At 69.0% G+C, this 22,914-nt stretch carries 23 protein-coding genes and 1 pseudogene; 15 read left to right on the forward strand and 9 right to left on the reverse strand.

What is annotated here, in order from left to right; translation table 11 throughout:
* Positions 1-50: 50 nt before the first annotated feature.
* The 3 genes from FHU34_RS28785 to FHU34_RS28795 are packed head-to-tail and all read left to right on the forward strand — an operon-like array spanning position 51 to position 2,498.
* Entirely contained in the window at positions 51-605 is a 555-nt protein-coding gene (locus FHU34_RS28785; RefSeq protein WP_145785319.1) for an NADPH-dependent FMN reductase, read from the forward strand.
* Between the two features lie 25 nt (positions 606-630).
* Positions 631-1,644 carry an ATP-binding cassette domain-containing protein gene (locus FHU34_RS28790; protein ID WP_145785320.1) on the forward strand — a complete coding sequence of 338 codons (1,014 nt, stop codon included), beginning with the start codon at positions 631-633 and terminating at the stop codon, positions 1,642-1,644.
* Entirely contained in the window at positions 1,641-2,498 is an 858-nt protein-coding gene (locus tag FHU34_RS28795; RefSeq protein ID WP_145785321.1) for an ABC transporter permease, read from the forward strand. The genes FHU34_RS28790 and FHU34_RS28795 overlap by 4 nt, the downstream gene beginning before the upstream one ends.
* Positions 2,499-2,580: 82 nt before the next feature.
* Here FHU34_RS28795 and FHU34_RS28800 read toward each other — a convergent pair whose 3' ends face one another.
* Complete coding sequence (locus FHU34_RS28800; protein ID WP_145785322.1) at positions 2,581-3,486, reverse strand: AraC family transcriptional regulator; 906 nt, start codon at positions 3,484-3,486, stop codon at positions 2,581-2,583.
* A 158-nt stretch (positions 3,487-3,644) separates the two neighbouring features.
* Here FHU34_RS28800 and FHU34_RS28805 point away from each other — a divergent pair, with 158 nt between their 5' ends.
* Both FHU34_RS28805 and FHU34_RS28810 read left to right on the forward strand, forming a co-directional pair.
* Positions 3,645-3,950: a putative quinol monooxygenase gene (locus FHU34_RS28805; protein ID WP_145785323.1), complete on the forward strand. Its 306-nt coding sequence runs from the start codon at positions 3,645-3,647 to the stop codon at positions 3,948-3,950.
* Positions 3,951-3,994: 44 nt separating this feature from the next.
* Entirely contained in the window at positions 3,995-4,963 is a 969-nt protein-coding gene (locus tag FHU34_RS28810) for an alpha/beta hydrolase (RefSeq protein ID WP_145785324.1), read from the forward strand.
* 47 nt (positions 4,964-5,010) lie between these two features.
* Here FHU34_RS28810 and FHU34_RS28815 read toward each other — a convergent pair whose 3' ends face one another.
* Entirely contained in the window at positions 5,011-8,307 is a 3,297-nt protein-coding gene (locus FHU34_RS28815; protein ID WP_145785325.1) for an ATP-binding protein, read from the reverse strand.
* Between the two features lie 158 nt (positions 8,308-8,465).
* Between FHU34_RS28815 and FHU34_RS28820 the strand changes: the two genes are divergently transcribed.
* Both FHU34_RS28820 and FHU34_RS28825 read left to right on the forward strand, forming a co-directional pair.
* Complete coding sequence (locus tag FHU34_RS28820; RefSeq protein WP_208745100.1) at positions 8,466-8,918, forward strand: helix-turn-helix domain-containing protein; 453 nt, start codon at positions 8,466-8,468, stop codon at positions 8,916-8,918.
* Complete coding sequence (locus tag FHU34_RS28825; protein WP_145785326.1) at positions 8,911-9,279, forward strand: DUF4180 domain-containing protein; 369 nt, start codon at positions 8,911-8,913, stop codon at positions 9,277-9,279. The genes FHU34_RS28820 and FHU34_RS28825 overlap by 8 nt, the downstream gene beginning before the upstream one ends.
* Here the strand turns inward: FHU34_RS28825 and FHU34_RS28830 are convergent.
* Complete coding sequence (locus tag FHU34_RS28830) at positions 9,184-9,879, reverse strand: 8-oxoguanine DNA glycosylase OGG fold protein (protein WP_145785327.1); 696 nt, start codon at positions 9,877-9,879, stop codon at positions 9,184-9,186. The genes FHU34_RS28825 and FHU34_RS28830 overlap by 96 nt on opposite strands.
* A gap of 197 nt (positions 9,880-10,076) precedes the next feature.
* Here FHU34_RS28830 and FHU34_RS28835 point away from each other — a divergent pair, with 197 nt between their 5' ends.
* A complete protein-coding gene (locus FHU34_RS28835; RefSeq protein WP_145785328.1) occupies positions 10,077-11,168 on the forward strand; it encodes a helix-turn-helix domain-containing protein in 1,092 nt (363 codons plus the stop codon).
* Positions 11,165-11,779, forward strand: coding sequence for a PIN domain-containing protein (locus tag FHU34_RS28840; protein ID WP_145785329.1), 615 nt, complete (start codon positions 11,165-11,167; stop codon positions 11,777-11,779). Before FHU34_RS28835 ends, FHU34_RS28840 begins: the two co-directional genes overlap by 4 nt.
* Before the next feature lie 60 nt (positions 11,780-11,839).
* Here FHU34_RS28840 and FHU34_RS28845 read toward each other — a convergent pair whose 3' ends face one another.
* Positions 11,840-12,730 (reverse strand): hypothetical protein, encoded by an 891-nt coding sequence (locus FHU34_RS28845; RefSeq protein ID WP_145785330.1) that lies wholly within the window; start codon positions 12,728-12,730, stop codon positions 11,840-11,842.
* A gap of 207 nt (positions 12,731-12,937) precedes the next feature.
* Here FHU34_RS28845 and FHU34_RS28850 point away from each other — a divergent pair, with 207 nt between their 5' ends.
* Complete coding sequence (locus FHU34_RS28850) at positions 12,938-13,825, forward strand: cellulose binding domain-containing protein (protein WP_145785331.1); 888 nt, start codon at positions 12,938-12,940, stop codon at positions 13,823-13,825.
* Positions 13,826-13,921: 96 nt separating this feature from the next.
* Here FHU34_RS28850 and FHU34_RS28855 read toward each other — a convergent pair whose 3' ends face one another.
* The 3 genes from FHU34_RS28855 to FHU34_RS28865 all read right to left on the reverse strand — a co-directional run bounded on the left by FHU34_RS28855 (position 13,922) and on the right by FHU34_RS28865 (position 16,638).
* On the reverse strand, positions 13,922-14,590 hold the full coding sequence (locus tag FHU34_RS28855; protein ID WP_145785332.1) for a TetR/AcrR family transcriptional regulator: 669 nt from the start codon (positions 14,588-14,590) through the stop codon (positions 13,922-13,924).
* 99 nt (positions 14,591-14,689) lie between these two features.
* Complete coding sequence (locus FHU34_RS28860; protein WP_145785333.1) at positions 14,690-15,415, reverse strand: SDR family NAD(P)-dependent oxidoreductase; 726 nt, start codon at positions 15,413-15,415, stop codon at positions 14,690-14,692.
* 95 nt (positions 15,416-15,510) lie between these two features.
* Positions 15,511-16,638, reverse strand: coding sequence for an FAD-binding oxidoreductase (locus tag FHU34_RS28865; RefSeq protein ID WP_167524918.1), 1,128 nt, complete (start codon positions 16,636-16,638; stop codon positions 15,511-15,513).
* Between the two features lie 230 nt (positions 16,639-16,868).
* Between FHU34_RS28865 and FHU34_RS28870 the strand changes: the two genes are divergently transcribed.
* The 4 genes from FHU34_RS28870 (at position 16,869) to FHU34_RS33450 (ending at position 19,573) form a co-directional block, all read left to right on the forward strand.
* Positions 16,869-18,029 (forward strand): helix-turn-helix domain-containing protein, encoded by a 1,161-nt coding sequence (locus tag FHU34_RS28870; RefSeq protein ID WP_145785334.1) that lies wholly within the window; start codon positions 16,869-16,871, stop codon positions 18,027-18,029.
* Positions 18,026-18,565 carry a cysteine hydrolase family protein gene (locus FHU34_RS28875; protein ID WP_145785335.1) on the forward strand — a complete coding sequence of 180 codons (540 nt, stop codon included), beginning with the start codon at positions 18,026-18,028 and terminating at the stop codon, positions 18,563-18,565. Before FHU34_RS28870 ends, FHU34_RS28875 begins: the two co-directional genes overlap by 4 nt.
* A 66-nt stretch (positions 18,566-18,631) precedes the next feature.
* Complete coding sequence (locus tag FHU34_RS28880; RefSeq protein WP_145785336.1) at positions 18,632-19,141, forward strand: flavoprotein; 510 nt, start codon at positions 18,632-18,634, stop codon at positions 19,139-19,141.
* A 117-nt stretch (positions 19,142-19,258) separates the two neighbouring features.
* Positions 19,259-19,573, forward strand: a complete 315-nt coding sequence (locus FHU34_RS33450) for a hypothetical protein (RefSeq protein ID WP_208745102.1) — start codon at positions 19,259-19,261, stop codon at positions 19,571-19,573.
* A 109-nt stretch (positions 19,574-19,682) separates the two neighbouring features.
* On the opposite strand, the gene FHU34_RS28890 is transcribed toward FHU34_RS33450, so the two are convergent.
* Entirely contained in the window at positions 19,683-20,996 is a 1,314-nt protein-coding gene (locus FHU34_RS28890; protein WP_145785337.1) for a restriction endonuclease, read from the reverse strand.
* A gap of 471 nt (positions 20,997-21,467) precedes the next feature.
* Between FHU34_RS28890 and FHU34_RS33920 the strand changes: the two genes are divergently transcribed.
* Positions 21,468-21,758: a hypothetical protein gene (locus tag FHU34_RS33920; protein ID WP_244311871.1), complete on the forward strand. Its 291-nt coding sequence runs from the start codon at positions 21,468-21,470 to the stop codon at positions 21,756-21,758.
* A gap of 18 nt (positions 21,759-21,776) precedes the next feature.
* Here FHU34_RS33920 and FHU34_RS28900 read toward each other — a convergent pair.
* Positions 21,777-22,891, reverse strand: a pseudogene (locus tag FHU34_RS28900) (IS630 family transposase).
* Positions 22,892-22,914 lie beyond the last annotated feature (23 nt).

A 22,914-nucleotide genomic window follows, 5' to 3' on the forward strand; every position in this document is an offset into this window, starting at 1 on the left:
AGCGGGCGGCTGGCCGTCACCTCGCGCTTTCAGAGTGGAAGGGGGTGGCGATGGCACAGTTGCGGGTTGCCGTGATCGTCGGCAGCACCCGGGAGGGTCGGGCCGGAGACCGGGTCGCCGGTTGGTTCGTCGACCAGGCCGCCCGGCACGACGACCTGGCGGTCACGGTCGTTGACCTGACCGACTACGACTTCCCGGCCAGCTATCCCGCCGAGCCGACAGCGTCCATCCGGGCGTTCGTCAGCGAGGTGGGCCGGGCGGACGCGTTCGTCGTGGTCACCCCCGAGTACAACCACAGTTTTCCGGCACCCTTGAAGCAAGCAATCGACTACGCGTACGACGAGTGGCAGGCGAAACCGGTCGGCTTCGTGTCGTACGGCTGTCGGTCCACCGGCCTGCACGCCGTCGACCAGTTGCGCACGGTCTTCACCGCGCTGCACGCGATGACGGTGCGCGACGTCGTCGGGATCGACCTGCTCGCCGGAGAGCCGACCCCGCAGTGCACCGACGAGCTGCGCCGCGACGCCAGCGTCCTGCTCGACCAGCTCCGCTGGTGGGGTCTGGCCCTGCGCGACGGCCGGGCGGCTCGGCCCTACGTCTCCTGAACACGTCCGACGGAAGGTAAGAATCATGAGTAGACGCACCACCGGGCTGGCCATCGAGGCCGAGGGGTTGACCCGCTCGTTCGGGGACACCCGGGCGCTGGCCGGGATCGACCTACAGGTGCCGGCCGGCACCGTCTACGGCCTGCTCGGGCCGAACGGGGCGGGCAAGACCACAGCGGTCCGGGTGCTCGCGACGTTGCTGCGCCCCGACGGCGGCTCGGCCCGGGTCTTCGGCCACGACGTGGTCACCGAGGCCGACAAGGTCCGCTCCCGGGTCAGCCTCACCGGCCAGTACGCCTCGGTCGACGAGGACCTGACCGGCACGGAGAACCTGGTGCTCCTCGCCCGCCTGCTCGGCCTGCGCAAGCCGGCCGCCCGGGAGCGCGCGGCAGCCCTGCTCGCCGCGTTCGGTCTGACCGAGGCGAGCGACCGCCAGGTGAAGAAGTACTCGGGTGGGATGCGGCGGCGCATCGACATCGCCGCGAGCATCCTCAACACCCCCGACCTGCTGTTCCTCGACGAGCCGACGACCGGCCTCGACCCGCGCAGCCGCAACCAGGTGTGGGAGATCGTCCGGGCGGTGGTGTCGCATGGCACGACGGTCCTGCTGACCACCCAGTACCTGGACGAGGCCGACCAGCTCGCCGGGCGGATCGCGGTCGTCGACCACGGCCGGGTGATCGCGGAGGGCACCCCGGGCGAGTTGAAGTCGTCAATCGGCTCGGGCACTGTCCACCTGCGACTGCGCGATCCCGGGCAGCGCCCGGAGGCGGAGAGGGTGCTCCGGGAGGCGCTCGACGTGCCGGTGCAGCTCGCCGCCGACCCGGTGGCGTTGACGGCCCGCGTCGGTGAGGCCGGCACCGACCTCGACGCCAGCGCCCAGGCCGCCCGGGTGCTGAGCGACCTGGCCCGCGCCGGCATCGTCGTGGACAACTTCTCGCTCGGCCAGCCGAGCCTGGACGAGGTCTTCCTGGCCCTGACCGACCATCCCGCCGTACCGGCCGGCGAACGCGACGACGAGCTGGAGGCAGCCCGATGAGCGACACCACTACCACCACCACCGAACGGGCGCCGTCCGTCTACGTCCCGTCCGCCGAGGCGCTGGCGACGGTGCTCGCGCCCGGTGCCCGACCGCCCCGGCCCAGCGCGTTGGGCGCGTCGCTCACCTTCGGTTGGCGCGCCATGCTGAAGATCAAGCACGTGCCGGAGCAGCTTTTCGACGTGACCGCGTTCCCGATCATCATGGTGCTGATGTTCACGTACCTGTTCGGTGGCGCACTCGCCGGCAGCCCGCGCGAATACCTGCAGTTCTTCCTGCCCGGCATCATGGTGACCAGCGTCGTCATGATCACCATGTACACCGGTATCGGCCTCAACACCGACATCGAGAAGGGCATCTTCGACCGGTTCCGGACGCTGCCCGTCTGGCGTCCGTCCGCCCTGGTCGGCATGATCTTCGGCGACGTGCTGCGCTACGTCCTGGCCGCGCTGGTGATCCTGGGCCTGGGTCTGGTGCTCGGCTTCCGCCCGCACGGCGGAGTCGTCGGCGTGGCCGTCGGGATCGGGCTGCTGGTGGTCTTCTCGTTCGCGTTCTCCTGGGTGTGGACGTTCTTCGGGCTGATCCTGCGCAGCGAGAAGTCGGTGATGGGGGTCAGCATGATGGTGCTGTTCCCGCTGACGTTCCTCAGCAACGTCTTCGTCGACCCGAGCACCATGCCCGGCTGGCTCCAGGCGTTCGTGAAGGTCAACCCGGTGACGCAGTTGGTCGCGGCGATCCGCGGAGCGATGAGCGGCGATTCGGACCCGTCGGCCACCATGTGGTTGCTGGTGTGGAGCGCCGGCTTCCTGCTCGTCTTCGGCACCCTGACCATGTACCGGTACAACCGCCGCTGACAGTGATCAGTACGACGGGCGCCACCACGGCTGTGGCGGCGCCCGTCGGCTGTTGTCTGGACGATCGGGTGAACGCTGGCGGTCAGACGACCGCCGGCACCTCGGCTCGGATCGTGCCCCGCAATCGGGTGGCGTCCTGGCTGGGTGGCGCGCCGAACTGACGACGATATTCGCGGCTGAACTGCGACGGGCTCTCGTAGCCAACTCGAATGCCCACCCCGGTGACGTCGTTGGGGTGCGTGGCGAGCAGGAGCCTCGCCTCCTGCAACCGGATCTGCTTCTGGAACTGGATCGGGCTCATCGCGGTCACTGCCTGGAAGTTGCGATAGAACGCCGACACGCTCATCCCGGTCAGCCGCGCCAGATCCTCCACCCGGAACGGCTGCGCGTAGTGGTCGCGGATCCACCGGACCGCCCGGGCTACGTGACTGAGGCTGCTGTCGGCCAGACCGAGCTGCCGTACGGCCGCGGCCTGCTCCCCGGTGAGCAGCCGCCACAGGATCTCCCGCTTGATCAGGGGCGCGAGAACCGTGACGTCCCGGGGCTTGTCCAGCAGCCGCAGCAGGCGGATCACCGCGTCGCCGAGGTCGTCGGGAGCGTCGCTGACCACCATCCCCGACGGCGTCGGCCCGGCCAGGGGCGGAAGGTCGCCCGGTGCCGCCTGCAGCAGCAACTCCGCGACCATGGCCGGGTGTAGCACCAGCCCGAACCCCAGCGCCGGCGCGCCGGCGCTGGCCTGGGTGAATCGGCCGGTGACCGGCAGGTCGACCGACGCGACAAGGTACTGGCCGGCCCGGTACTCGTACACGCGGTCGCCCAGCGCCATCTGCTTGGCGCCTTGAGCGATGAGTGCCAGCACGGTGCCCGACATCGACGTGGTGGGTGCCGTCTGCTGCTCGACCTTCGAGATCAGCACCCCCTCGATCGGAGTGCTGACGTCCGGTCGGGCATGCCGGGCCAGCAGTGCCCGCAGCTCGTCGAGGTCCACGACCCGATTGAAGCACAGGACCGATCCTCGCTACAACGAGAGGATCGGGCAAGGAGCAGCGAGCATCTTTCTAACGTTTCTGCTGCTGAAAGCGCTTCCATATGAGTGTCAGTTTCTCAAGAAAGCGCAGCACGGCTCAACGATGAGGAGTCTCAACGATGTCGGTTCACCACGGGTTCCAGGCCACGATGACCGCTCAGCCGGGCAAGGCGGACGAGCTGATCCAGTTGTTGCTGGACGCACCGTCCCTGCCGCACGACGACTGCGTCGTCTTCCTCGTGGCCCGCTCGGCGTCCGATCGCGACGTCGTCCACGTCATCGAAGGCTGGACCAGCGCCGAGGCGCACAGCGCGTTCTTCGCCAGCGAGCAGGCGCAGGCCCTCGTCGCGAAGCTTCAGCCACTGCTGGCCGGCGACTCGGCGTACACCGACGCGGTGCCGGTCGGCGGCAAGGCGACCTTCTGAATCGGCGACCGATCACCCCTACCCGTGTCATCGAAAGGATCCTGATGAACCTCCCCCGACCGTGCATCGACCCCGAGTTGCTCGTCCCCCTGGCTGAACTGCCGCCGATGCCGCCCCTCGGCCCCGAGGTGATCGAGCAGCTGCGCCACTTCCCCCAACCGTCGATCGACAGCCATCTGGAAGGCCGTGCGGTCGAGCGGCGCGAGGTCACCGTTCCCGCCAACGACGGAACGCCGATCCCGCTGACCGTCCTCAGCCCCATCAACCGTGCCGCTGGCGCACCCTGCGTCTACTGGATCCACGGCGGCGGAATGATGTGGGGCGACCGCTTCTCGAACATCGACGTCCCGCTGGAATGGCTCGACCGGTTCGGCGCCGTCGTGATCACTGTGGATTACCGGCTGGCCCCGGAGGCAACCGGTACGACCCTGGTCGACGACTGTTACCAGGGCCTGCTCTGGGTCGCCGAGAACGCCGTGGACCTCTGCATCGACCCGGCCCGTATCGTCGTCGCCGGTGCCAGCGCCGGAGGTGGCCTGGCGGCAGGCGTCACGCTGATGGCTCGCGACCGCAACACCCCGACCATCGCCGCGCAGTTGCTGTCGTGCCCCATGCTCGACCACCGCAACGACAGCACGTCCAGCCGTCAGTTCAGTGGGCTGGACGGCGTGTGGACCCGGGAGATGAACGAGTTCGGATGGCGCAGCGTCCTCGGCGAGCACACCGACCAGAACGTCTCCCCCTACGTCTCACCCGCGCTGGCGGACGACCTGTCCGGTCTGCCGACCACCTACATCGACGCCGGGACCGCCGAGGTCTTTCGCGACGAGGACGTCAGCTACGCGACCCGGATCTGGGCCGCCGGCGGCCAGGCCGAGTTGCACCTGTGGGCCGGCGGCTTCCACGGATTCTCGGCGCTGTTCCCCGAGGTCCGCGTGTCGGCGGCGGCACGACGCGCCCAGAGCGACTGGCTTGCCCGGGTCCTGGACCCCAGCCCTGATCTCAAGGAATGAGCCGAACCCATGGCCGGCGCTGACCAGCCGGCGCGCCGGCCATGGGTTCAGAGCCGCCAGCGCAGCGGCTCGGGCGGCAGGTAGCGGCACGTGCTGCCGGTCGAGACGGAGTCGCGCAGGTGGCCGGCGAGGGCCGGGTGCCGCCCGTCGAGCTTGCGCAGTGTGTCCCGGATCCGGGCGGTCACCGTCTTACGAGCCCGCTCGGCCTCGTCGCCCAGCCGGCGGCTGCGACCGGCCAGCCCCGCTGCGGCCCGCAGCTCGTCGAGCAACGCACCCCGCTCCGCGTCCAGCGCGGCCACCTTCCGGTCGTCGTCGCGCGCGGCGGCCAGGTCGATCTCCTCGTCGAGGCGGGCCAGGTGCCGCCGATAGCGGGCCTTCGCCTCGTCGTCGAGGACCGGGTCGGCACCCAACTTCCGGGCCGCTACCAACTCCGGCCCGGCGGCCGGATCCAACAACTCCACGGCGGGTACGTCACTGCCCGGTCGACTCAGCAGCAGATGCAGGTCGTGCAGACCCTTGGCGTCGGGTAGGTGCACCACGACACCCGCGTACGCGAGTTGCCAGACCGGCCCGTCGCGCCGAAACTCGTACCCCTCGATGGCCGGCGCGACCTTGACTGAAGCAACGGCCTGGCCTGCCCCGACGGCTTCGGCCCGCCCGACGGCTTGACCTGCCGTGACGGTGTGCCCGGACCCGGCCACGTCCACGACGGATCCAGCGCTGCCGGCGAGCTGGTGGAGCACCTGCGTCATACCGAGGGCGGTTGCTTCCGATGTGGTGGTCGCGTGCAGCGCGGCGACCGCCGCCGCGTCGCCCGGGTGACCTCGGCCGGCCAGAGCGTTCACCAGCCCGGCGCGGGCGATGAGCAACCAGGGGCGGGAGCCCAGCCGCTCCGCGGAGGCACTGGCGGCCGTGAAGCCGGCGATGGCATCGTCCCAGCGTTCCTGCGCGCAGTCGACGAGCGCCAGCCAGTGGTCGACGGGGCCGCTGATGTCACAGCCGAAGAGCCCGACCATCCATTCGCCACGGTGCGGGGCGAGCGCGGCTCGGGCCGCGTCGCAACGCTGCGGGTCGGCGGACGCGGCCGCGACCTGCGCGCGTAAGCGCAGCCAGAGCGGCGACACCGGACGCGGGTAACGGATGGCGGCGGCTTCGATGCCGGCGGTCAGCCGAATCGCCGTCTCGTCGTCGCCCCGCTCGGCGGCGGTGATCGCCCGCAGCAGCTCATGGTAGGGGTAGTCGACCGGGGCCAGCCCGTCCAGCAGGGTCTCGGCCTCGGCGAACCGGCCCTGAAGCAGCAGCCGCGACCAGTGCAGGTGATGGCCCATGAACCCGAACTCGGCGTGGCTCGGGTCCGCGACGGCGAGGACGTCTCCGAATCGTTTGTCGGCCTCGGCGAAGTCACCCCGGAAGGCAGCGATGATCCCGCTGTCGACGGCTGCCGCTACCCGGTGCCGGGAGGGGTCGTCACCCTGCTGGTCCGCGCCGACGAAGGTCGTGAACTCCTCGTTGAAGTGCGGGTCGCCCAACTCCAGCAGCGCCACCCAGCGCAGCGCGGTGGCCCACAACTCGGTTTCCCGGTCGCCCGTACGGCGGGCCACATCCCGGATCTCGGCGGTGAGGGCGGCGCGGGCCGTCGCGGTGCCCAGGCCCCAGGTGGTGTCGTGGCGGGCCCAGAGGCTGAACGTGAGCGCCTCGTCGTCCTGCCCTCGACGGGCGATCGTCTCGGTGGCGGTGATCAGGTCGGCGACCAGCGTGCCGACCGACGCGTCGGCGGCCGGTTCGCCGATCAGCCGCCGGTACGCCTCGTGCACCAGCTCGGCCGCCTCGACCGAGTGGGCGATCTCCACCTGCCGGGCGCGGTTCACGATGAGGGCGACCCGCGCCAGCAGGACCGGATCGTCGAGTGTGCGGGCCAGCACACCCGCCTCGGTGAGCAGTTTGGTGGCTTCGTCCCGGCCGGCGTGATGGTATTGCGCCTCGCCGAACTCGACGAGGATCCGCACTCGCTGCACGGGGTCTTCGACCACCTCCAGCGCCCGACGGAAGTGCACCGCCGCCTCGTCGGCAGCCAGCCGGATGAACGCGTCCCGGCCGGCGGCGACCAGCAACGTTGCCGCCCGGGCCCGGTCGAGCGCGGGGCCGGCCAGGTAGGCGTGGCGGGCCAGGTCGGCGGGGACCAACTGGTCGCTGAGCTCCCGCAGATGGTCGACCGCGCGGACGACCGCGCCGTGCCGGGCCTGCCGGTCGTCGTCGGACAACCCGTCGTAGAGGGTTTCGCGGACCAGGTCGTGGGCGAAGGCGAACCGGCCGCCGCCCCGGGCGACCATCAGCCGCGCCGTCACCGCGCGGTCGAGCAAGCGGTCGACCTGTGCCACCGGGGCCGCCACGCAGGCCGCCAGGACCTGCCGGTGCAGTTCGCGCCCGAGCACGGCGGCGACAGTGAGCGCCTCGACCACGGCCGGAGGCAGTTGGGCCAGGCGGCGCCGCACCGCCTCCCGTACGCCGGGGGCGATGGTGTCGGCCGCGTCGTCGGCGTGCCACAACCGCGCGGTCTGCTCGATGAAGAACGGGTTGCCTCCGGTGCGGCGGTGCACCTCGTCGACGAGACCGGCGTCGGGTTGCCGCCCGGCGGTCCGTGCCATCAACGCGGCAACCTCGTCGCGGGAGAGGCCGGTGAGGGTGATGCTGGTGGCCTTCGCGACGAGTGGCATCAGCAGGGGGCGCAGCGGGTGCTCGCCCGACTCGACCTCGGCGTCACGGTAGGTGCCGACCAGCAGTAACCGTTCGAACCAGGTGTGCTGGGCGGCGAAGCTCAGCAGCCGTAGTGAGGCCGGGTCGGCCCAGTGCAGGTCGTCGAGGACCACCATGACCGGTCGGTGCCCGGAGACGGCGACCAGCGCGGCGGTCACCGCGTCGAACAACGCGAACGCCTCGCGGTCGGCGACGTCTCCGCCGGTGTCGACGCCGGCCCAGCTGGCGGCGCGGCCGGCCTGCTCGCCGGTGGTGTCGGCCTCGCCGAGCAGGGCCGCAAGGGCTGGCTCGGCGGTGGGGCGGGCCACCGCCCAGTCGTCGGCGGAGCGCCGCAGGCCGCGAAGCACCTGCACCCACGGCCAGTAGCCGGGGGCGCTGTCGGAATCCCAGCAGGCCGCGCCGAGCACCAGCGCGCCGCGCTGCCGAGCCTCCCGCGCCGCCGCCGTGACGAGTGTCGTCTTGCCGATGCCCGGCTCACCGGTGACCAGGACGAGGCCGCCGTGGCTGGTCGTCGCCCGGTCCATCTCGGCGCGCAGCAGACCCACGGGGTGGTCCCGCCCGATGATCGCGTCGCCGCGCCGCGCGTCCATGGTTTCCAGACGGTACTGGAACCCGCCGACAAGGCGGGCGGGTTATTCGCGCAGCCGCAGGTGGGGCACGTGGGTCGACGGTTCTGTGGAGCTGATGCCACAGACGAATCAGACCGCATTGTTACCTCACTGGCCTGCTGAGGGTAGGTTAGGGAGTGATGAAGGAAGACATGTATTCGGTCGAGCAGGTCGCCGACCGGCTCGGGCTGCACGTGCGCACCGTGCGGGGTTACATCCGCTCCGGCCGGCTGCGGGCGGTGCGGATCGGCAAGCAGTACCGGATCACCGCCGGTGATCTGGACGCGCTCACCGGTCAGGCCCCGACCGCCACCCGCGTCAGCGGGCACGCGGAGGTGTCGAGCATCGTGCAGGTCGACGGCGTCGACCGCACCGCCGCCGACCGGCTCGGCACACTCGTGCTCGCCACCGCCAACACCGACCGCGACCAGGCCCACCCGCTGCGGGTGCAGACCGTGCACGACGAGGAACGCCACCGCCTGAAGATCATCATCCTGGGTGATCCGGCCGCCACCGCCGAACTGCTGTACCTGCTCGACGCCGTCCTCAACGCCGACAACGGCCTGCTCGACCGGGAGGTCCCCGATGCCTGACGAGATCCAGGAACGCGCCGGAGTGCCCGTGCTGGTCTGCGACCCGGCCGGCCCTCCGGTGGCCACCGAGCAGGACGCGCTGGACCTGGTCGGCGCGGCGTTCCTCGGTGCCCAGGTGGTGGCGGTGCCCGCCAACCGACTCGACCCACGCTTCTTCTCGCTCGGCACCCGCTTCGCCGGCGACGTCATGCAGAAGTTCGTCAACTACCGGCTGCGGCTGGCCGTCGTCGGTGACATCTCGGCGCACCTCGCAGAGAGCTCGGCACTACGTGCCCTGGTGCACGAGGCCAATCAGGGTGGGCAGATCTGGTTCGTCCCCGACCTCAACGCGCTCGACGCCCGGCTGCGCACCGCGCGGTAGCGCCATTTCCACCGCATCCGGCTCAACCCCTCTGACCCGGGACTGCTCCGCCGCCCACCGCAGGTAGGCCAGCCACTCCTCGGACGACCACCCGCTCTGGCGGGCGACCCCAGCCTCGGCTGGCAGCCCGCCGGCCACCACCCGGTCCAGGATCAACGGCTGCACGCCACCCACACCGCGCCGATAGCCGGCGAAGTACAGCACCTTCGTGAACAGGCCCGGCCCCAACCACGGCAGCCGCGCCTGGTCGGGGTCAAGAAAACGGCGGTACGCCGACCGCAGCCGGGCCTCGTCGGGTGCCGACATCTCCTCCAGCGCGTACGCCAGGCGTGTGCCGTCCGGATCAGCGTCGAGGGACCTGGTGGCACGCCACGGGCCGTACCCGATGGGTCCGTAAGCCCAGACCAGCACGGCGGTCAGCAGTTGCCGTGGACTCGCGTCGCCGGCTCGGTAGGCGTCGGCGACAGCGAAGACGTCCCGCCGCCACATCTCGCCGCTCGCCGGGAGCATGTCCGGCCAGGCGTCCGGTGGCAGCCCCGCCCGCCACCGGTCGACCTTCACGTTCACCGGATGCTGCTCAGCTACTGTTGGCCTGCGCATGCCTGCCTCCCTCACGTCGATGGCGGGCCCGCCAGAGGTCGGAATCTCCATAGCCCGGACGCTATGGCTGAGTGCTTCCGTCGACTGCCCGGTACCGCCATGTCGGGGTATCGAGGAGCAGAAATCATTCATCGATTTCGTAGAGCGGATCCGCTCTGGTCAAGACGTACGGCAGGAGGGCGTGCGATTATCGCACCATGACCGAAACCGGCGACTGGATGACAGTCGGCGAGCAGGTACGCCAGACGCGGCTGGGGGCTGGACTTTCTCAGGCCGAGCTGGGGGCGCAACTCGGCCTCGATCGCACAATGATCGCAAAGATCGAGTCGGGTGTTCGACGCGTGGATGCGCTGGAACTGGTCCGGCTCGCGACCGCGCTCGACGTACCCATCGATCATCTGCTGCACCGCCGACCAGCGGTGATCTCGCACCGCGCGGAGGTCATCGCCGAGGACACCGACACAGACGCGGCAAGACGTTCTCAACGCCTGGAGATCGCGCTTGCCTCATGGCTCAGGGACGTTCGCCAACTCCTGGACATCGGCACGCTCACTCTCATTTCTCCTGTCCGCTACCAAGGCGCTGTCACCTCCGACGATGACGCCCGCGCTGCCGCGCGCTGGTTGCGCGACGGGCGGGGCATCGGCACCGAGCCGATCGACACCCTGATGGAGTTCTGTGAGCGCAGCGGCCAGTACGTCCTGATCAGCGACCTTCCGGGCGAAGGCGCATCGATGGTGGACGGCGACCTGGCGGTGTCGGTCGTCAGTGTCGAGGGAGACCCCGGCCGGCGGCGAGCCACCGCCGCCCACGAATTGGGCCACATGGTGCTGGGCGACGAATATTCCAGCGATCTGGCGGTACACGTATCCCGCGCGGATCGGGAAAGCCTGATCAACGCCTTTGCCGCTGAGTTGCTCCTCCCGGTCGCCGCATTCGGCGACGTCATCGGCCGCCCGGCTTCTCGGGAAGATCTGATCAGGCTCACGGCGCGCTACCGCACGTCGTGGTCACTTGCGGTACGCCAGGCGGAGCGTGCTGGCTGGCTCGACGTGTCGTCGGCCCGCTGGTGCCGAACCACGCCAACCCGGGCGGAGATCATGGATGCGGTTGGCTGGGCGCCGCAACCCGACCTGGACGCGATTCGCGTACCGCCGGGTTATTCGCACGCAGTCATGGAGTCATGGCGCCGCTACCTCGTATCGGATCCCCGCGCGGTCGAACTGCTCCATGGCCAGATCAGCCTGGAGGACCTACCACCACGCGACGAGACAGATCTCGCACCGTGACTGCCACACCCCACGACTCGCTTCTCGTCTTCGACACGACAGTGCTTCACCACTTCGCCCTGGCTGACCGGCTCGATGTGCTGGCCGACCTGGTTGCGGGACAGCGCGTGGCGACAACGGCTGTGGTGCTGGACGAGCTTCGCACGAACTCCGAGCGGGAGCGCGCTCTGACCGCGGCACTGGAACTTGACTGGGTCGACGTCATCGCGCTCGACACGATCACCGAACTCACTTGCTTCGCAGCCTGGGTTCGTCGGATTGGCGCTGGCAGACGGGACCTGGGCGAGGCCTCCGTGTTCGCGGCGGCGGAAATTCACCAGGGGACGGCCATCACCGACGATCGCACGGCAACCAAGGTCGGTCGCCGATACGGCCTTGAGGTGCACGGCACGATCTGGTTGTTGGCAGAGAGATGCCGGTCCGGCAGGCTCACCGAGGTCAACGCCGGCGCAATCATCGACGCCCTACGAGAAACGCAGCATCGGCTCCCCTGCACCGGGGCCGAATTCCCCTCGTACGCCCGGAAGGCTGGCATCCTCCCACTCCCGTCCGCACACATACCAGGCCCGACGCGACCGCCGACCGGTGCGTCCGTTCGTGCCCAGGATTAATACCTTCAACGGTGTGGCCGCCCCGCGCGGTCGCGGGACGGCCACACGTACCGCGCGTTGCTATGCCGTGGCGCAGATGGCGTACGCCGTGTCGGACCAGTTCCCGGCGAACGCGTCCTCCTCGTACGCGCCGGAGGCGGCCGATGTCGGCGCGGTGGCGGGGCCGCCGTTGGGGCGGAAGTCGTCCACGATGCCCTCGCCGGTCACCCCGTTCAGCTCGTAGCCGGCTCCGGTCAGCACCTTCCCGACCGGACAGGTGGCCGTGACGCTGCGGAAGTCGAGGGAGTTGCTGGCTCCCACCGTGGACGCCCGCACCAGGCCGAGGAGCGGGTTCGCGCAGATGGCGTACGCGGTCACCGACCAGTTCAGGGTCGTCGCGTCCGACTCGTACGCGCCGACGGTGACGGCGGTCGGCGCCGCGGCGACGCCACCATTGGGGCGGAAGTCGTCGACAACGCCTTCACCGGTGACGCCGTTCAGTTCGTAGCCCGTGCCGGTCAGCACCTTGCCGGCCGGGCAGGTCGCCGTGGCCGAGTGGTAGTCGGTCGAGTTGCTGACGCCGACGGTGGACACCCGCACCAGGCCGGGCAGCGGGTTGGCGCAGATCGCGTACGCCGTGACGGACCAGTTCCCGGCGAACGCCTCCGTCTCGTACGCGCCGACGGTGACTGCTGTCGGGGCGGTGGCCGGGCCACCATTGGGGCGCAGGTCGTCGACGACACCTTCGCCGGTGACGCCGTTCAGTTCGTAGCCGGTGCCGGTGAGCACCTTCCCCGCCGGGCAGGTCGCCGTGGCGCTGTGGAAGTCCGCCGAGTCGCTGACGCTTGTCGCGGCGACCCGCACCAGGCCGGGGACCGCGGCGGACGCCGGGCTCGCCGGGGCGACCACCGCCGCGACCACGACGAGACCCAGCACGAGTACGACAGCGCGGGCTTGTTTCTGGGTACGCATATGTTTCTCCCGTCTGAGGCCCGATCAGCGGGTGTCGTACCGCCGACATCAAGGCCGTTCGTGATGACGGGTTGACGTTAGGTAGCCGCCTGGCCAGGCATTATCCCCAAACCGACTACGTCGCGTAGCGGACCAGGACCGCGAACCTGAGCCCACATATTGACTGTTAACTATCAGTTTTGCGGGTACGGCCCTAGCATTCGCCTCATGTCCCCTCGCCGCGCCATCGCCGTCGTCGCCGTCGCCGCGCTGGCGAGCCTGCTCACCGTCAACGTCGCCCATGCCGACGACGGCCCGGCGATCAGCACCCCCGGCAGCCCGACGGTGGTGGTCAACGAACCACACCAGCTCACGCTCACCTGGACGCCGTCCACCTGGATCGACGGGCAGGGCACCGGGCAGCCCATCAACTACGAGGTGCAGGTGCCGCTGGGTCCCAACACGTACCGCTGGCTTGGCACCACAGAGGACACCACGATCACGCTGACCGACCTGGCGCCCGGCACGACGTACCGGATCGCGGTTGCCGCCCGCGCGCTCGGCGGCTACTCCGACTCCTCGGCCACCACCACAGTGCGCACGGCCAGCGGTCGCGCGACGGTCAGCTACCTCAATCTCGACTGGTCCCCGACGAACAACCAGATCCAGCACCTCCTGCGGGTCACCAACACGGGCACCGGGCCGCTCGACCTGAGCACGGTGCAGGTGCGCTACCACCTGCGCCTCGAGGGTGGCAACACCTCCCTGGTGCCGAACTGCGACTGGGCCGCGCTGGGCTGCGACCGGATCCGCCAGACCGTGCAGTTTTTCGTCCCACCGGGCGGGCCGCCGTCCGCGATGTCGACGCCGGCCCCGCCGTATCCCCCGCCGGGCACTGCCGTCCCCGGCTGGGTGGAGCTGACCTTCACCGGTGGGACGCTCGCGCCGGGCCAGTCGACCGGGCCGATCCAGCTACGGCACCACCGGCACAGTTGGAGCACCATCGACGAGCGGGACGACCCGAGCTGGCTCGCCGCCACCGGGCAGTGGACCGAGAACGGGCGGATCACGCTGGACGTCGACGGGGTACGCGAGTTCGGCGACACGAACACCTGACCGCGCGCCGGGCGACCGGTGGGAGCCGCGTCCGTCCGACCTCGTCCTGATGAGCCGGCACGTTCGCGGTCTGCCGGGTCCGATGCCGACCGCGGGTCAGGGGCGGGATCTGCGCTCGCCGAGGCCGAGCATTGCCTGGTGGATCTGTGCGGGTTCCAACGGGCCGACCGGGGCGGGGTGCGCGGTTTCGGAGCGCAGCCCGTCGAGGAAGAAGTGGAGCGCGCGTCGCCAGGCGTCCGGGGCGACGCCGCCGGTCGCGCGGACGATCATCGAGGTGGACCAGAACAGGTACGGCAGGTCCTCGGCCGTGAAGTCCGACCGCAACGAGCCGCTCTGCTGGGCGTTGACGATCAACTGTCGTGCGCTGTCGAGCTGCGCGTCGCACAGCGCGGTCAGCTGCTCGGCGTCGGGGAACCGCCGCGACACCGCGTCGTTGAGCGCCGGGTCGGTGGCCTGCAGCTCGCAGAGCTGCTCCACGTACAGCACGAACCCTTCCCACGGGTCGGCGCAGGCGTACGCCCGCCGGATCGCGGTGTCGACCTTCGCGGCGACGAGGTCGGGCATGACGGCGTCGATGAGCGCCTCGCGGCTGCCGAACCGGTTGTACAGGGTGCCCGTGCTGACACCGGCCCGCGCCGCGATGTCTTCGAGTGGGGTGTCGAGGCCACGCTCGTGGAAGAGCTCGGCGGCGGCTGCGGTGAGCCGCTCGATGTTGCGTCGCGCGTCGCTGCGCAGTGGTGGCTTCCGGGCCGCCGCCTCACTCATGGCCGGTGGGCCTCACGAGTTGGTCCGTACACCTGACACCCTCCTCGGACGTGGACACCGTGCCAGCTGGTCAAACTACCCGCTGCCCACCGTGAGGTGTCAGGCGTCGCCGAGCGCGGGCACGATCGCCTCCGCCCGATCCCGCTTGGTGAGCATGGCCCACATGGTGTCGGCGAGGTCGTCGGGGTGGACGGTCGGGATCTGCGCGACGTCCATGCCGGTGGGCAGCTCGCCGGAGACCATGGCGTCGTAGCCGGCGCTCCCCTTGATCATCGCAGCGACGTGCAGGACGCCCGCGTACACGCCCTGGTCGGCGATTTCGCCGTTGAGGGTCTGCACGTAGTTGCGGGCGGCAGCCATGGCAGGGCCGACACCGCTCATGAACGGCGTCGGGTGCACGGCGGAGACGCCCTGGCCGATGAGAATGCCGCCGTCACCGCGATCGAGCATGCCGGGCAGCACCGCGCGGACGATCTCGACCGGGGTCAGCAGGTAGAGGTTCACGTAGTGCTGCACCTTGGCGGCGTCCAGCTGCGTCGCCGGGGTGAAGGGCTCGGTGGTGATCGGGGCGTACTCGACGACGTCGATGGCACCGAACCGGTCCATGATCTGCCCGATCAGCGCCGGGATCTCCGCGGTGCGGGTCAGGTCCGCGGTGAAGACGTCGGCCTCGACGCCCTCGGCCCGCAGTCGGGCGGCCAAGCCGTCGAGGGGGGCGCGTCGGCGCGCGACGAGCGCGACTCGGTAACCCTCACGACCGAACCGGTGAGCGATCGAGGAACCCAGGCCGGAGCCTGCTCCGAACACGGCGATGGTCTTGGACATCAGGAACTCCTATCGACGGCTTAAGTTGAGGCCTACCTCAACTAAACCCCACGCTACGCTTAAGTTGAGGGTGCCGCCAACTTGTGTGCGGGCATTCACAGGACCGGGGATCCCCCTGCCCCGCCAGCCCATCGCCTCGGCAGCTGAATGCGGTCGGCGGCCACTCCGGCGGCGAGCAGCCGCGGCCGCGCGTCGGCCAGCATCGGCGGCGGCCCGCAGACGTAGACCTCCTGGGTGCCGCTGTAATACCGGAGAGCGATGGTCAGGGCGTCGCCCCGCTCGGCCGGCTCGGCGCAGGGGTCGTCGGAGAAGGCCGGCACGATGGTCAGCCAGTCGTGGGCGCACTCCAGCTTGTCGAGGGCGATCGCGTCGTACAGGTCGGTGAAGGTGCGCGCGCCGACGACCAGCGTCACCCGTCGACGGTCCGGCTCGGCGGCGACCTGCTCGACCAGGGCGCGCAGTGGTGCCAGGCCGGTGCCACCGGCGACGAGCAGCAGATCGTCGGCACGCGCCGGGTCGAGGCGCAGGCCAGCATCGCCGGGTGGGCCGAGCCAGAGCAGCTCGCCGGGGCGTACCCGATGGACCAGCTTGTGGGAGACGGTGCCGCCAGGTACGGCGCGGACGTGCAGCTCGACGGTGCCGTCCGCGCGTGGGGCGTTGGCCGGTGAGAGCCAGCGCCAGTGCCCGGGCAGGCGGGGTGTGCAGACCGGCACGGCCTGACCTGGCTGGAAGGGCAGTCGCCGCCAGGGACGTACCGTCAGGATGGCGATGTCGGGCGACGGCCGGTCGTGGGCGATCACCTGGACGTGCCACCAGGCCCGGCCGTCGCCGGCCTGCCCGGCGGCGCGGCGCACGGCATACGTGGCGCGGCGCAGGGCGCGCTCGGCGATGGTGGCGAGCTGCGGCGTCCACAGTGGGTGGACGTGGCGGGCGACTGTCGCGAGCAGCGCGGCGCCGATGGCGGTGGCGTGCGGGAGCAGGCCGAGGTGACGGTACGCGCGGCCGAGCACCATGAGCAGCGCCGCCCGGTTCGCCGGGTCGTCGCCGCCGACCAGGAGACGGCCCAGCGCGGTGAAGAACAGCGTCGCGTCACGGTGTGGGACCAGCCCAGGTCGGCGGTCCTCAAGCGTGCACCAGAAGTCACCGGCGGCCCGGTCGTCGACCGACTCCCAGGCGACGGCCATGCTCACGCGGGCCGGATGGTCATCGATCAGGTTGGGCATGCCGGCTCCAAGACGTTGACTCGTGGGCTGGCGCCGGGGCGGGCGGGAGGAGCTGTGCCGTTGAGGGCCGGCGCAGTTCCGGGACCGAGCACCCGCCCCGGGCCATGCGTCCATCCTGTTCAGGCAGCTGATACTGCGACATGACTACTCGCTGTACTTACGTGGTATCTCTGCTGCATCGAAGTCGTTAAGCTGCCTGGAGCGGCCACGATGCGATCGGGGGCGAGACCTTGCCTACTGTCCAGGCGTGGACAGGTCGCGAGACCCGTGCGCTACGCCAAGCGCTCCGCATGAGCATTCGCGACTTCGCGGAGGACCTCGGCGTTAGTGAGCGGACCGTCTCCAAATGGGAAGCCGGCCGAGACACAGTGCGGCCTCGGCCGGAAATGCAGGCCGCACTCGACACCGCGCTGAGCAGAGCCGCAGGTGAGGTGGCAGATCGCTTCGTCGCTGCCACTAGCAGGACTGATCTGGATGACAGCCGCGTCGGCGCGCGCTACCAGGTCCAGTCGCACAAGTTCATACCAGCACACGTAGGTGTGTCGGCGGCTGCGAAGCTCGCTGCGCAGGACGGCTTCCACCCGCGACCACACGAGTGGCTAGAGGTATCGATCGCTGAAGTGCCTCACGCGGAAGGGACGTGCACAGCTCACGTCTTCACCTGCGGTGTCGTGGTGCTGCATCTCAGGCAGGAGCTGCACTTCCGCACATTGGCCTCGCTCGCCGCGTGGCGGTACGCCAGTTACGAGCAGGACTTGCCTTGGGCTGCCGATCAAGTTGCGCGGCTACTCTCGCCCGCCCCGTCCTCCGATCACGCCGCGCCCGAATACGTCCTGTCGATGTATGTCCTGCAAGAGCCCGCCTGGACCGGTGCCGAACTGGAGACCGCCCTACGGCTGATGAGCCTGCCGTCCGTACTGGTCAACCGGCGAGCGCACCCCTCGCCCAAACCAGTCAGCGACCACGTCGAACGCCGCTTTCTAGCCCAAGGCTTCGATCAGCCGTCAATTCAGTCCTTCGGCGTGCGCGGACTCTCCGTGGGCTACGCCAGTTGGGCGGGCTTGGCCTACTACGGGCTCTCCCCTCAGCAGGCCCTCGTGATTGACGATCTGGTGTCCTGTGAGGTCGACGTGCAGATGCTCTGGGCCTACTGCCGTCACATTCAGCGTCAGGTCGAGGACGGACGAGACCCGTCAATGCCACCCGAGTTCGGCTGGCGCTTCCTCCGTGCTGCCCACTCCCGGCTGACGACTGCCAGGGCACGCGAGACATCGCAGCACTGCATGATGCGCGAGGCGGCGCTCTCAACAAGCGGCCTTCCGGAACGTCTGATGCAGGCCCAGGCCGCCCTTCACGAGACCGCCGCATTGAGTGGCAGAGTCGACGCATGAGCGAGAAGCGTGCTGCCCTGATCGTCATCGACATGCAGAACGGCTTCATCAACGACCGCAGCCGAGGTGTCATCCCGAAGGTTATTGAGCTGGTCGATCGCTGGGAGGGGACCGGGCGGCCGGTGGTGTTCACCCGCTATCACAACTACCCCGGTAGCCCGTTCGAGCGACTGATCCACTGGTCCTCGGTTCAGCACCCACCCGAGACGGAGATCGTGCCGGAACTGGCGCAGCACGCGGGCCGGGCCCGAGCGGTGATCGACAAGAAGATCTACTCGTACTTCTCCTCTGAGGGTGCTGCGTTGACGGATCAGGAGGGGTGGACAGACCTGGTGTTCTGCGGCGTAGCCACGGAGAGTTGCGTGCTGAAGTCAACGGTTGACGCCTTCGAACGCGACCTAACGCCGTGGCTCGTGACCGACGCGTCCGCCAGCCACGGCGGACAAGCCGCACACGACGCCGGCCTGCTTGTTGCGCGTCGGTTCATCGGTGCCGGGCAGCTCATCAACATCGACGACGTGGGCGTCAAAGTCTGAGAGGTACGACGGCTCAGTTCTACATCTGCTCGACTGCACGTCGTCGAACTCGGGCAGACTGCGGGCATGACGGAACGCCCGGTGCTGTATCTGGTCGTCTGCGCCGCGGGTCCGGCGGAACACATCGACGAGCTGGTCGACCTGCTGATCGCTGACGGGTGGCAGGTGTGCATGATCGTCAGCCCCACCGCCGCGCCGTGGCTCGACCGTCAGGCGTTGCAAGACAAAACCGGTTATCTGGTACGCGTGGAGTGGCGAATGCCCGGCGACCCGGAGCCGCATCCACCGGCGGATGTGGTGGTGGCCGCCCCGGTCACGTTCAACACGGTGACGAAGTGGGCGTTGGGCATCAACGACACGCTGGCGCTCGGCGTCCTCAACGAGTCACTGGGCGCGGGGCTGCCGATCATTGCGTTTCCGCACGTCAAGGCGGAGCTGGGGGCGCACCCGGCTTATGCCGGTCACCTGGAAGTGCTGCGTGCTGCCGGCGTGGTCGTGGCTGGCGGGAAGCCGCTGAACGGTCCGGAGCGCTGGAGCGTGGTCGTCGAGGCGCTCCGCTCGACCCGACGGTCATGAGCGAGTCGAAAACCCGACCGATGTGGTTGTGTCAGGCGATGGTGATCGACCGGCCGATCCAGGACCAGCCTCGGCCGGGGCAGCGTCCGCTGACCCAGGTTCGATACGGTCTGCGACATGACGACAGTGGACACCACAAACGGTCTTCCCCTGTTGGGCACGCCCGAAAACGCCGAGGCCCGCGACGTCTGGAAGCACGAGACGCACACCTTCACGCCGTGGCTACTCGCTAACGCCGAGGTTCTCGGCGATGTGCTGGGAATGGCGCTGGCACTCTCGGCCGCCGAGCATCCGGTGGGCGGCTTCTCGCTGGATCTCATTGGCATTGACGAGGCGACCAACGAGACAGTGATCATTGAGAACCAGCTTCAAAAACGGACCACAGCCACCTGGGCCAACTGCTCACCTACGCGGGCGGAACCGACCCGGTGAACGTGGTGTGGATCGCGGCCTGGGAAGATGCGCCTACCTTCACGGTCCTGACCAGAAGGCGAGATCAACGCCCATCAACCGGCGCCGGGTGACTACCCGACGGACGCACTCATCCAAGAAGAATCTCCTCCGGTCGCCGCTGAGTGACGCCGTTCTCGTACGCTTCCACCACCGTCTTCAGATGCGCATCCAGATCCCCGTCGTGATCCTGCGCGGTCATACGGAGCACCTGTTCGACCAACACTCGGCCGTTGATAAGAACAAGGGGATACTGGTCATCGACGATCTCGACTTGTGCCTGTCGCGAGAAGACACCAGTCGTGACGAACACACCCACCCAGCCCCTACGCAAACGAGCAACGACCCTGGCGACCTGGTCAGGGCCTATTGATGTACGCGGGGTCACACACTTCGCCTGCCCCAGAACTACCAACGGCGTACTGCTTCCCGTGGACCCGACGTCGAGCCGACCTACGAAGTCAACTCCCCCGTCACCACCGGCCCGCGTCAGCCAGCCCTCGCGATACATCGCCCCGGATTCGCCGAGCACCTGCGCGGCCACCTTCGACGCGAGCAACTCGAAGGCGTGCTTACGTCCGTCGAAAAACCGGTACAGGCTCATAAGCACGCGTTCCTCGTTGGAACCCACAACCGGCAGCTGTTCCTCGACCGCCTTCAGCCGGGAGGCAAGCACCCGTCTACGCACACGAGGGATGACGCTGCGCCCCTGGCTTACCCATCGCTTCCATGAAGATGGGGCGTAGCGCATGGTGTCGGCGACGTTGAGTGCAGGGTTTCGCCGATCGTCGATCCACCTCATGTCCAAAGCGTCTCCTGACTCGGCCAAATCGAGAACCGCCAGATCGAGGACGATGTTCGGAAAGCTACGGCCGCTGTCGGTGTCCCGCTGGACCACGTACTCCAGCCGCTCAATCACCGCTACGCCACAGAACTCGACGTGCCCCTTGACCACGCCTCGTCTGACCGTCCTCGACCGGAACATCAGCAGCGGCGGAGCGAGCGAGCGGTCGTCGGCAGCAGTGGCAGCATGCTGGTGCCAAGCGTCCAGCAGAGCCCTGTTACCAGGTGTCGCGCCGGGCAGACCCGTTGTCCCGGGCTTGTGGTCCCCGTAGTAGCGAACGTGCCCATGGTCCAGATCGAACTCATCGTGCCAAGGGTTCGACCTCTGCCCCGCCTTCCAAGGGCTGGATCGAATGCCGATGACAGGACGACGCCGGCCGCCCGGTGCAGTCACCAGTGCTGACGGATTGATGCCCCGCTCGAGCATCAGCTTCGGCGCCTGCAGCCCCGGAGACGCCATCAAGTGGTGGTAGTTGGGGTACCCGTCGAGGACGACCTCGACGGAGCTAGCACCCTGGGCGTACCTGAAGACGTCGAGCATTTTGATCGGGCGAGCCTGCATCGGGGCATTATTCAGGGCTACACCGCGTCTCATCGGCCCACCGCACAGACCAACGCAGGCGTCTCATTCCGCCCATACCGGCCAGCCGACGTAACCCACCGTGGTCGGCAGGTTCATTGCCCGTCGCTGCGTTAGAGGCCGTAGCACCAACTAGTGCCGTGACCACAAACGTTGCCAGTATCGCGGCGAGAGGACGGCGGCGGCCATCCCGGACATGGCTGAATGCCGCTGGTCGTGGGCTGAAGTCGGCAAAGCGAACGTTCTCGGGGCGTCGCGTTAGCATCGATGGGTCGGCCACTGCCCGAGCGAGGGAGTTCATTGGCAGCGACACGGACATCGCTGCGGCGATGGGCCGGTGTGCCCAGGTGGGTTCGGGTTGTGGTGATCGCCGCCGTTTGTGTCTTTGCGTATGGCGGGATTGTTCACTTGGGCGACGTGCTCGGTGTCCGCCCCGGTGGTCCAAGTCCATCTATGCCGATGTGGCTGATGTGGTACTTCAGCTCGCTGACCGTGTTCGACCCGCTTGCGGCGCTGTTGCTGGCGCTGCGCCGGCTTGAAGGGCTGTTGCTCGGCTGCGTCGTGCTCGCCAGCGACGCGGTGGCGAACGGGTATGCCAACTACGTGCTGGACACGGCTGTTGGGATCACGCCCGGCCGGATCGGGCAAGCGATCATCACGGTGCTCGCGGTCGCCCTTAGCGCCGCGGTGCCCAGGGTTGCACCCTGGCTTCACCGGCCGGGACGTCTCGGGCCACTGCCCTAACGGAGCGACGTAGACGGGTCAGGCTGCGCGGGTGGCGGGTTGGCTCCAGCGTTGCTGTCGTTCGCTGCGGATGCGGGCGCGTTCGCGGCGTTGGGCGGCCAGGACGTCGGGGTGGCGGGCGTTGGCGTTGCGCCAGCGCAGGTATGCCTGCAGTCGCCGGGTCAGGGCGGTGTAGTTGGGGTGATTCGAGCCGGTGATGACGAAGGTGCGTAGCGGCCCGAACTGGGCCTCGATCGGGTTGGCCCAGGAGGCGTAGGTTGGGGTGAAGCAGAGCTCGACCTTGTTCCGGGCAGCCCACGTGCGGATCATGCGGCCTTTATGCGCGGACAGGTTGTCCAGGATTACCTAGATCGGCGCACCATCCGGACGCGCGGCGCGGATCGACTTGAGCGCGGCGAGGGTGTTCGCGGCGCTCTTGCGCCGGACGACGCCCCAGAGTTGGTCGTCGCCGACGGAGTAGCAGCCATGGAACTGTCGGACGCCGTGCAGCTTGTGATAGTTCGCCGGCAGCCTGCGCGGACGGCCCGCGGGCGCCCAACCGGTGCCGGCCTGCGGACGGATCACCAGAGGACCGAACTCGTCGAACGCGAATACCCGGTGCGGGAAGTTGCTGCTGAGGTACTCGATCCGGGCGAGCTTGACGTCCCGGCCAGGGTCGGTGGACTCCTTCCGCGTCTTGGTCCGCTGAAAGGTGATCCGGTGCCGGTGCAGGATCTGCCGCAGCCGTTCCCGACCGATCCGGACCCGTCGGGTGGCATGCAGGCGCAGGTGGTCGGCGAGCTTGCGGATGCTCCATCGAGTGAATGGCCAGCCCAGCTTTCCGGGCGGGCGTTGGCCGTCGCGACGATGAACTGCTCTTCGTCGCTACTGATCTTGCGGGGACGGCCACCCGCCCACTGAGGGTCCAGGCTGGCGATCCCCATCTCGTTGAACCGGTGGATGAACTGCCGGACCGTGTCCTCGTCAGCTTGCACGAGACGGGCGATCGCCGGCACCGTGTTCCCACCGGCCGAGGCGAGCACCACCATCGCCCGCCGTAACCGGATCGGCGAGCCGGTACCCCTACGAGTGATCCTCAGCAGCTGCTGACCCTCCTGGTCACTGAGCCGCCGAACGCGAACGGGTTCTGCCACCGCCACAGCCTGACCGCCACGAC

The organism is Micromonospora taraxaci (genome assembly GCF_007830095.1).
Classification (GTDB): domain Bacteria; phylum Actinomycetota; class Actinomycetes; order Mycobacteriales; family Micromonosporaceae; genus Micromonospora; species Micromonospora taraxaci.